Origin of the sequence: Shewanella sp. (genome assembly GCF_013214165.1) — a bacterium.
GTDB lineage: Bacteria > Pseudomonadota > Gammaproteobacteria > Enterobacterales > Shewanellaceae > Shewanella.
The window spans coordinates 1-9,000 of the sequence record NZ_JABSSM010000112.1; the positions used below are offsets into that span (position 1 = coordinate 1).

Annotated in this window: 11 protein-coding genes and 1 pseudogene; 5 read left to right on the forward strand and 7 right to left on the reverse strand. The window is 42.1% G+C overall.

The window, feature by feature from the left end; translation table 11 throughout:
* Nucleotides 1–135: 135 nt before the first annotated feature.
* From HRU42_RS19320 to HRU42_RS19340, 5 genes are all read right to left on the reverse strand, one after another.
* On the reverse strand, nucleotides 136–381 hold the full coding sequence (locus HRU42_RS19320) for a hypothetical protein (protein WP_295033525.1): 246 nt from the start codon (nucleotides 379–381) through the stop codon (nucleotides 136–138).
* Complete coding sequence (locus HRU42_RS19325; protein ID WP_295033527.1) at nucleotides 378–614, reverse strand: hypothetical protein; 237 nt, start codon at nucleotides 612–614, stop codon at nucleotides 378–380. The genes HRU42_RS19320 and HRU42_RS19325 overlap by 4 nt, the downstream gene beginning before the upstream one ends.
* A complete protein-coding gene (locus HRU42_RS19330) occupies nucleotides 615–848 on the reverse strand; it encodes a hypothetical protein (protein ID WP_295033529.1) in 234 nt (77 codons plus the stop codon).
* Between the two features lie 95 nt (nucleotides 849–943).
* A complete protein-coding gene (locus tag HRU42_RS19335; RefSeq protein ID WP_295033531.1) occupies nucleotides 944–1,345 on the reverse strand; it encodes a hypothetical protein in 402 nt (133 codons plus the stop codon).
* Nucleotides 1,346–1,357: 12 nt separating this feature from the next.
* Nucleotides 1,358–1,897 carry a phage regulatory CII family protein gene (locus HRU42_RS19340; protein ID WP_295033533.1) on the reverse strand — a complete coding sequence of 180 codons (540 nt, stop codon included), beginning with the start codon at nucleotides 1,895–1,897 and terminating at the stop codon, nucleotides 1,358–1,360.
* A gap of 348 nt (nucleotides 1,898–2,245) precedes the next feature.
* Between HRU42_RS19340 and HRU42_RS19345 the strand changes: the two genes are divergently transcribed.
* From HRU42_RS19345 to HRU42_RS19360, 4 genes are read left to right on the forward strand one after another with little or no spacing between them, the layout of a single operon-like run.
* Nucleotides 2,246–3,313, forward strand: a complete 1,068-nt coding sequence (locus tag HRU42_RS19345) for a helix-turn-helix domain-containing protein (RefSeq protein ID WP_295033535.1) — start codon at nucleotides 2,246–2,248, stop codon at nucleotides 3,311–3,313.
* Between the two features lie 28 nt (nucleotides 3,314–3,341).
* The gene (locus HRU42_RS19350) at nucleotides 3,342–4,064 is read left to right on the forward strand and encodes a hypothetical protein (RefSeq protein WP_295033536.1); all 723 of its coding nucleotides are present in this window, start codon (nucleotides 3,342–3,344) and stop codon (nucleotides 4,062–4,064) included.
* 10 nt (nucleotides 4,065–4,074) lie between these two features.
* Entirely contained in the window at nucleotides 4,075–4,686 is a 612-nt protein-coding gene (locus tag HRU42_RS19355) for a hypothetical protein (protein WP_295033538.1), read from the forward strand.
* Nucleotides 4,687–4,688: 2 nt separating this feature from the next.
* Nucleotides 4,689–5,732, forward strand: coding sequence for a tyrosine-type recombinase/integrase (locus HRU42_RS19360; RefSeq protein WP_295033540.1), 1,044 nt, complete (start codon nucleotides 4,689–4,691; stop codon nucleotides 5,730–5,732).
* 106 nt (nucleotides 5,733–5,838) lie between these two features.
* On the opposite strand, the gene HRU42_RS19365 is transcribed toward HRU42_RS19360, so the two are convergent.
* Nucleotides 5,839–6,723, reverse strand: coding sequence for an HNH endonuclease (locus HRU42_RS19365; RefSeq protein ID WP_295033542.1), 885 nt, complete (start codon nucleotides 6,721–6,723; stop codon nucleotides 5,839–5,841).
* Nucleotides 6,724–7,464: 741 nt separating this feature from the next.
* On the opposite strand from HRU42_RS19365, the gene HRU42_RS19370 reads away from it, so the two are divergent.
* Nucleotides 7,465–8,661, forward strand: coding sequence for an integrase domain-containing protein (locus HRU42_RS19370; RefSeq protein WP_295033543.1), 1,197 nt, complete (start codon nucleotides 7,465–7,467; stop codon nucleotides 8,659–8,661).
* Nucleotides 8,662–8,821: 160 nt separating this feature from the next.
* Here the strand turns inward: HRU42_RS19370 and HRU42_RS19375 are convergent.
* Nucleotides 8,822–9,000 (reverse strand): annotated as a pseudogene (locus HRU42_RS19375) (IS256 family transposase); the annotation flags it as partial.

Genomic DNA, 9,000 nt, shown 5'->3' on the forward strand with positions numbered 1-9,000 from the left:
ACACCTTTATCTTTTGAACAGGTAAAGTGTGCGGTTTGAAAATGCACTTCCTGCCTTTTGGCGGTACTTTAACTAATCCAGAAAAAAGAGCCGAGGGCAAAGCCTCGGACTGTGGGGATAGTGTAGGGGTACTCATTACAACCCCTCGATACCATGTTCAGCTTTGGCCTTAATTAGCGTTCGACGGATGCCTTTGGCCAGATTAACCAGACCATGACCCATCGCCTGCCAATACAGGCAGTTTAAAGCCCCTATATTTTTGGCAACATCAACGACCGAGCCTTGATCAGGACAAATTTGATGACACTCAATTGCGGACCCCAAAAGTTGCTTATTACTTCTATAGTGATTAAGTAGGTGGTGAAAAACGGCTGATTTCATTTGCTATACTCCACTTCGTTTTCCTGCACCTCTTTGATACATTTAGGGCAAGCAGTAGAACAAACCTCACTATCGGTTTCGTAGCCGTGCCAACCTTCCTTAGCTGCATACTCAATCGCCTCTCTTACCGTTTTTACTCTCGATACGTAATGCGTGTTTGCACACATAAAACAATTGATAACGAAAACGGATAACACTTCGACTTCAGTTGGCTCAACATTAAGTAACTTCATCTAAGCCACCACTTGGTTAACGTGGATGTTATTGCGAATTGCAATCAATCGAATGCGGAGTGTTTTAGCTACCTCCAGTTCAAGACTTTCGGCTATGGCATGCAATGACTCGATAACTGATTCTGCAACTACAGGATCAACCGGATAATTAGGATTAGATAAAGCAGCAATCACCTTGTTCGCTTCATTGCGAATAGCTTGATCAGTTGTTAAACTCTGTTTTGTCATAGTCATGATTTAAATCCTTGAAGGTCTATTGATTGATTCGACACGGCCACATCCGCTGCGAACGGAAGTGGCTTTTTAATGCCTGTCTTTTGGTGCTTGAATTAGCTGTTTAATTTGGACTGCCTCACAACTTTTGGCCTGTGCTCGAAACGGTCACGGGTAAGCATGGTTCTACCGAAGATACTGCTGACATCACATAGCGCGATAATCGAATGGCGTATCTGTTCACGCTCATCAAAAGTCATGCTATCGAGTGGGGTATTGATATGGGTACTAGGCTTGAGTTTGGCACCATAAAGGATCATGGCTTTTTGCTGATCAGATAAATTGCTATAACGACTGGCAACACAACTACGGTCTAAGAGGTCCCGTAAACTATCAACACCATGAATGACTCTAGTCACATCATTTGCTGCAGGCTTATCGTTATGTTTAAGGCTCGGATTAAGGTTCGTTTCTATTCTTGGTGCAGTTTCAGTCACCGCTGGCTGTAAAGCTTTCATAAAATCTCCCTATTACATCAGCCCAGGCATGGGCATGGTTTGTACGGCATCGACTGCAATGGATAGAACAGGAATAGCTTGGAACTTCTGTTCAACGTCATGCACGAAAATGGCTAGTTCAGTCATGACCCTAGTCGCCCTGTTTACTGCTTCATGGCGCATACGAGCGGTAACCCGTCGCTGTGCTTTTACATCGAGTGCAATTGAGCCAAGCTGTGCAGCGTTGGTTGAAATCTCCAGCGCCCTTTCTATTAGTGGCGTTTTATCTGCAGACTCAAGTTCACCAACAGATACCGACGACACGCAATTGAGCTCATATAGCAATCCATCGACAATGCAACGATTGCCACTGACTCGGGTTATCTCAATCAGTTCATGCACAGATAACTGATGCGGCTGATTGGGTAGTAACTTATTGCGCAGCATCTGGCTGCGAATTTGTGCCGATTCGGCAACCTCTTTTATGACTTCCATTTCGGCAAACTGGCGCAGTGCCCCAGCAACATGCGGCTGCTTACTTGCTTTTTGTGTACGGTCAGATTGGGTATACATAGACGCAAAACTCCTTTTTGCTAATCTTCACTTGAAGAGAAAAACATTCAAATGACGACTTAAGCCAGTTAACTGGCTAAACAGAGTTCAGAGGCTTCTTTCATTAAAGCCAACATATTGATATATGGGCGTTCTTGAGGTTTGCATTTAGGGCGAATTGGTAGGCGTCCTTCACGGACGAGATATCGAACGTTGTCAACTGTAGTGCCTGTACGACGGGCATACTCTTCAAATGACAAGAATGGTACGTCAATGTGTAGTGATAGATTGCTCATTTGATGCTATCCTCAAATTTATGTGTCTTTCTGTAATGTGGCGTTACAGAGCGTTAAATCATTTGGTGAGACTATGATTGATCATATTTGTACTAACATCAATAGTGACGAAGAAAAATTTCGTACTTTTATTGGTGGACCGTTGAATGCGGAAGGTGGGAAGGTTCTAGTAGATCGGCTTTTACATTTGTTCAATCTAAGAAATAAGGTTGAATTATCAGAGATAATAGGGGTATCTACAGGGTCAATAGCGACTTGGCAAACACGATCAACCGTACCTTATGAATTGTTAATTCGAATTCATTTGGCGACTGGTATTTCAATGGAGTATTTACTCTTTGATAAAGCCGAAGATGATTTGAATGTAATGAGCTATTGCAGTAATCCTAACGAAACGCCAAGTTTTGTAACCATAAACCAGAACATTAAGAGTTTTCACTACCCCTTGCATCAACCGATTCACTGTGACGGTGGCTTACAGATCATAAATCGTTTACAGAAAGTATTGAAGATTGATAGTAAAGCTGAGCTAGGAAGGTTGTGCTCAGTGAACATAGGAACGTTAGCCACTTGGCAAACAAGAAAGACAACTCCACATGAGCTGTTATGCAGAGTTCATCTTGCCACAGGTGTTTCAATGCACTATCTGTGCTTTGGTAAAGAATGGAATCCCCCTCAAATTGAGAAGCCTGAAATAAAAAATTGGATGGAAGCTTCTAGAACAAGAGTTGGTGAACCGAAATTTTGTAATAGAAATAAAAAAAACAACCTCCCCTTGCATGATTGGATGGTCACAGAAACGGATTCAAAAGCCTATCTTTCAGTTTTTGAGATTGACGAAGGTGATATGAAGAAGGTTGATCAGTTAAAGATCAATGATGAATTTCTTACACTTTTTTCTATTGATGATGATGGATTATCAATAATCGCCAAGGATACTCACTACTTTATAGACCCTAAAATAACTACGATAACTAAGGGGCAATACCTATTCAGAGTCAATGACTCATATCAACTAGGGGAGCTACGTCACCTACCCGATGGGAATATTTATTTAATCGAAGAGCATGAGAAGTTCATTTTTGACCCAGCCTCAACAATAGTACTCGGGAAAGTAACTTCAACTTTACGACGCGTTTAGTCAAACTAACAATAAAAAGGATTTTATTATGAAGTATAAAAAGTTGCACCTCATCCAATCAGCTACTGTTATAGGCCTATTAACCTATAGCGGAACATTAACTAATGAACCGAAAGCTGCCTTTGCCACCGGTCTGATTATTGTGGCTATTGGTTACTTAATCAGGCACTTCTTAAAAAGTCGCTCTTTCAAAGCATGGACAGCTCTTAAAGTGACTACATTTTGTCTACTCTTGGTATCCGTCGCAGGTACTGCAACGAATCCAAAGCTGGAAAATGAATACGTTGGGAGTACATATGCTCGCAGTGCAGATATATCAGAGCCTGCCTTACCAGTTGACAAAGCTCCCCTTCAGACAGTAGAAACGCCTAAAAATGGGGTCTCAGACTGTGAACAGGCATTCCAAATCTACAGTGACTATGCACCAATAATCGCTAGCCTTGAACTGTTTGTAATAGACAACCCAGGTATGGCTTATCAGAAAGCAGTGCAGTGGAAGCAATCAACTAAATTTGATGAAAAACTCGCAACAGTAGAAGCCAAATATCCAACTTCATATAACGTCGAAATGGAAAATTCGCTCCTAGCGTACGGTTTCAATTTCAGCGCAGGGCAATACTGGCGAGATATCTTCTCAACGTTAAGACACTCACCAATAGGTACACAGCTTGTCAGCGAGCAAACTAGTTTGATGAATGATGATCTGCAGCTTCTAAAAAGTGGTTGTCCACAGCAATTTGCTAACTTGTAGTAGGTAAATAATGACATCTGAAATGACAATATTACTTGGTGCTTTAGCCACTATATTTGCCGCAGTAATTGTAGGTGTAGTTACAATTACAAGTACTGTAATAGCAAAAGAGCAAAAAATATCTGAGCTTAGACAATTGTGGATAAATAGCTTTAAAAATGACATGGCAAAATTCCTGTCTCTCTGTATTAATTACAGAAGTGTTATACACAAAGCTGATTGCGATCCTAAAATTCCAAAAGAAAAGCCCACATATGAAAAAGCACTGATTGACTTACCTTTAAACATTCAAAATTTTTATGAGTACGACACAAGATTAAAGCTCCACCTGAATGGAACCGAACATATAGAAATATTATTAACGATGGAAAAAATCACTCAGTGGAGAGAACGCCATCAAAAAACAGGGGGTAATGGTCAAGAACTTGAATCATTACTAGATAGCTTACTCAAGGACTCTGGCGATATTATTTCAATAGAAACCGCAAAATCAAAAGACATTGGAAAAGCAAGAAAGGGACTCCTTTACTCAAGTAAACTCTTCATGATGGCACTACTTGTAGGTCTTGTATTTTTTACCCTCTATTCCCATGCCATTAACTACTGTCCATTTGTAGGTTAGCTATGTCAATACGAAATCTAAAAGACAGCAGCGACAAACCTTGGCTTTGTGAATGTTACCCCAACGGTCGAGATGGTAAGCGGATACGTAAGAAGTTTGCCACTAAAGGTGAAGCAGCTTCGTTTGAGCTATTCACCATGAAAAAGGTCGATGATAAACCCTGGCTGGGTGAAAAGGTCGATAACCGTCGCTTATCAGAATTAATCAAACGCTGGCATGATCTCCACGGCCAGCAACTGACTAAACCAGAGCTGCGTTTGCGGAAGCTCGACTTGATTTGCAATGGCATGGGGGATCCGATTGCCAGCAAGATCACCGTTAACGACTTTGCTAATTATCGGCAGATGCGGCTGGATGGTGAGATTGAAGACGCCCAAGGCAAGATGAACAAGGTTAAACCCAATACCATTAACCATGAGCATGCTTATCTCAATGCGGTGTTCTCGGAGCTAAAAAAATTAGGTGAATGGAAGTTACCCAACCCACTTGATGGTATATCTCAATTTAAAATTGAGGACACCGAACTGGCGTTCCTTTACCCAGAAGAGATCCCCATTGTCCTAACCGAATGCGATAACGCCGAATATGAACACCTAACCACTATTGTGCTGATATGCCTGGCCACAGGTTGCCGCTGGTCAGAGGCCGAAGGTTTGCGCGGCAGTCAAATAGCCCACAACCGCATCACCTTTGTTAAAACCAAAGGTAAGAAGAACCGGACAGTGCCGATAGCCAAAGAACTGGCAGAGAAGATACCACGCGCCAGAGGCCCATTATTCAGGCCATGTCGCAAGTCATTTGAACGTGCAATTAAGCGAACCAAGCTGACTTTCCCTGACCGACAGATGACCCACATTCTACGCCACACATTCGCCAGCCACTTTATGATGAACGGCGGCAATATCCTGGTACTAAAACAGATACTCGGCCACTCCGATATCAAAGACACCATGCGCTACGCCCACTTCGCCCCAGATCACCTGGACGACGCAATCACTAAAAACCCAATCGCCGAGCTATTGGGTAAAAGTGAGATTACAAATTAGGGTAGTTACCAATGCCTCAATTTACGGACGGAGTGGGATGGCGCTTTTTGTGCTCGGCACAAAACGTCACGGTTCACGGAGTTCCGCAAGATTGCCCTGTTAGGGCTCATTTTATAAGACCGTGACATTGTTTATACCTATAGCCACTACCACATGGACATGCTTTTACTCGTGAACTGGGTTTGTAAGGTAGGAGCGATGGGTTTTGTCTAAATATAAGCTCTGGATTAATAGATACTCCTACATGGCAATTTGAAATAAATCCGCTTCCAATTGTCAGGTTTGAAATATTCGTACTCTTTGATCTAAATTCAATTCCAGTGCCTCCTATTTTATAGTTAATTTCTACAACCGTTATTGGATAGTGTATTAAATCTATATCAAGCAAATCTTTATTGTCGTATTTATTAAATGCTTGTTCAGCTGTTTCGAGAACTATAAATTTCACAAAAAGATGATCACCATTCTCATAGTCTATTTTCAGCTCTTTTCCCTGGGGAGGCGAATGCAAATCTTTAGGAGAACCTATATTCATCCATATATTATCATCGATTACAGCTCTTTCTTCAGGCTCTATACTTAGCATCCTAACATTTAACCGAAGATACCCATCTTCATCTCGATTAAACCAAATTACATTTTTACCATCTATCTCAATAATATTATTAACTTTGTGGTAGAAAATATTACCAACTACTGCAATAAGTTCGTTCCTCAGCCAATCAAATTGTCCTTTAACTTTTTCAGCGTTTGCAGTATTTTTCTTTAGATTTTGCAATTGATCGTTTGTATATGCCCCACCATCTGCCTTTTTATGATGATTAGTGCACAAGGCGATCATTCCTTCAGGGTTATGATGATTTTCAATGCGCCATGGAGGATCAAAATGATGCCATTCAAGATATGGGTTAGCGCAATCTTTTACTGGACATCCAAATCCTACTTCATTTCTAAGCTCTCGTATGACAGCTATTTTAGGAATCCGGTTCATGCTACTCCTTAAGAGCTAACAGTTTATTATACAGACCTCACAAGGTAGTCTACCTTATAAGGTAGAGGGCTACTATGTACAAGCGCACAAAAAAGTATCAACATAAAGTTGACCAACCCACCTATTTCGCATGTAAAAAGAACACATTAAGCTTTAAGGCGACGATCTTGAAGCCCTTACGCTCTACCACATTTGCGTCGAACGATTGTGATTACTGATTATGATTTTGGCGAACCTATAGTTCATAAAATTGAGCTGATACGATGTGATCGCATAGATTGTTATGACGCCTATGTCGATGGTAAGTTGTAGCCAAAGCGTATCGGTTGGAGTCGCATTCTAAACGGTATAAGAAAAGCTCTACCACGGATAAGACAGCTTTAGTTTAAGCCCGCTGTATCATTTCACCATCCGTAAATAATGGCGGCAGAATGGCGGCAAACATTACCACTCACTGATAGCATGTTACACCACCAAACCTTAACCATTTGAAATTACGGCAAAACGAAGCCATACCAATGGCCTTGATAGGATGTAGGCTTTTTGGACGCGGGTTCGAGCCCCGCCGCCTCCACCAAATATAGAAACGAAGACACCCTAGGGTGTCTTTTTTTCTGCCTGTAATTTATAAAATCAATGACTTAGCGTCCATTAAGGTTCATTACCGTCCATAGGCAGCTTGAGTTTTATGTAACACCTAATGTAACATCGGAGTCAAATCTCGATTTGGGTGTTACAATCATGGCCAATACCACTAAGCAGCTCACAGCTACAGCTACAGCAGTCGCAAACGCAAAGCCTAAAGAGAAAGAGTACAACCTTGCTGATGGTAGAGGGCTATCACTTAGAGTCAAAATGAGTGGTTCAAAGTTTTGGCTGTTGAACTACTCACGCCCAGTCACAAAGAAACGAGCTAACCTTGGCCTTGGTACTTATCCTGATGTTCCACTTGCTGAAGCAAGAAAGCGAAGAGAAGCTGCACGTGAGTTGCTTGCCAAAGGTATCGATCCTCAGCACCGCCTTCAGCAACAAAATGAATCGGCCAAAACAGAAGCAGCAAACACCCTCAAACTTGTCACTGATACCTGGTTCGAGATTAAAAAGCAGAAGGTTTCCGAAAATCACGGCCAAAAGCTGTATCGACGCCTTGAGCTATATCTATTCCCCGCCCTTGGCAATCTACCTATTGGTAGCCTAACCGCCCCACAAGTCATTCAAGTACTCAAACCTCTCGAAGCCAAAGGTAACATTGAAACCTGTAAGCGAATTATAAGCTGGCTAAACGAAGTGATGACATTCGCCGTAAACACAGGGCTTATACATTCAAACCCATTGATCGGCATAGCTGCAGCATTTGGCGTCCCTCAGAAACGCCAAATGCCTACATTTAAACCTGCTGAGCTTCCTAAGTTAATGGAGGCCCTATCCTACGCAAGCATCACCATAACAACTCGCTGCTTGATTGAGCTCCAGCTACACACTATGACTAGACCTGCAGAAGCTGCCAAAGCTAGATGGGATGAGATAAATTTTGAAAAAGAGTTATGGGTAATACCGGCAGAGCGAATGAAGATGAATCGAGAACACATTATCCCCTCAACCCTGCAAGCGCTAATGATACTCAATCGCATTAGACTCATGAGCGAACATTTAGAGTATATTTTCCCTGCTGCGAGGAACCCGAAAAACCACACTAATACTGAAACATCCAATGTCGCATTAAAACGGATGGGATTTAAAGGCCTCTTAGTAGCCCATGGTCTGAGATCACTAGCAAGTACCACGCTAAATGAGCAAGGGTTTGATGCTGAACTCATCGAGGTGTCATTGGCCCACGTAGATAAGAACACCGTTAGAGCGGCCTATAACCGAGCAGAATATATCGAGCGACGCAGAGAGCTTATGTTCTGGTGGAGTGAGCATATCTGCCAGCCATGAGAACCAAGTTCACTGCGCCATCAACCTATGAGCTAAAAGGTCAGCTAAAAGCGGCCTCTCTGTAACGGGAACAAAACATCCAAGGTGGATGAGCGAGAGCGAAACCAGGCTAACATCATTTATTTACGAGGGTATAAATTAAACTGTGTAACTGCCCGTTTTAAATATGAGGAGCCAGCTGCTCCTCAAACTCAATCATAAAACGATTTAATGCAGGTTTCCAATCCCTTATTGGCATGGTCCATTTTTTAGACGCTGATTCAATCGCTAAAAAGATAACTTTCAACGCAGCATCATCGTTAGGAAAGACCTTACGCGTCTTCACCGATTTTCGGATCA

Excerpts from the sequence above, each read along its gene's own strand:
- HRU42_RS19320 (WP_295033525.1), bottom strand. The coding sequence starts at position 381 with ATGAAATCAGCCGTTTTTCACCACCTACTTAATCACTATAGAAGTAAT.
- HRU42_RS19325 (WP_295033527.1), bottom strand. The coding sequence starts at position 614 with ATGAAGTTACTTAATGTTGAGCCAACTGAAGTCGAAGTGTTATCCGTT.
- HRU42_RS19330 (WP_295033529.1), bottom strand. The coding sequence starts at position 848 with ATGACTATGACAAAACAGAGTTTAACAACTGATCAAGCTATTCGCAAT.
- HRU42_RS19335 (WP_295033531.1), bottom strand. The coding sequence starts at position 1,345 with ATGAAAGCTTTACAGCCAGCGGTGACTGAAACTGCACCAAGAATAGAA.
- HRU42_RS19340 (WP_295033533.1), bottom strand. The coding sequence starts at position 1,897 with ATGTATACCCAATCTGACCGTACACAAAAAGCAAGTAAGCAGCCGCAT.
- HRU42_RS19345 (WP_295033535.1), top strand. The coding sequence starts at position 2,246 with ATGATTGATCATATTTGTACTAACATCAATAGTGACGAAGAAAAATTT.
- HRU42_RS19350 (WP_295033536.1), top strand. The coding sequence starts at position 3,342 with ATGAAGTATAAAAAGTTGCACCTCATCCAATCAGCTACTGTTATAGGC.
- HRU42_RS19355 (WP_295033538.1), top strand. The coding sequence starts at position 4,075 with ATGACATCTGAAATGACAATATTACTTGGTGCTTTAGCCACTATATTT.
- HRU42_RS19360 (WP_295033540.1), top strand. The coding sequence starts at position 4,689 with ATGTCAATACGAAATCTAAAAGACAGCAGCGACAAACCTTGGCTTTGT.
- HRU42_RS19365 (WP_295033542.1), bottom strand. The coding sequence starts at position 6,723 with ATGAACCGGATTCCTAAAATAGCTGTCATACGAGAGCTTAGAAATGAA.
- HRU42_RS19370 (WP_295033543.1), top strand. The coding sequence starts at position 7,465 with ATGGCCAATACCACTAAGCAGCTCACAGCTACAGCTACAGCAGTCGCA.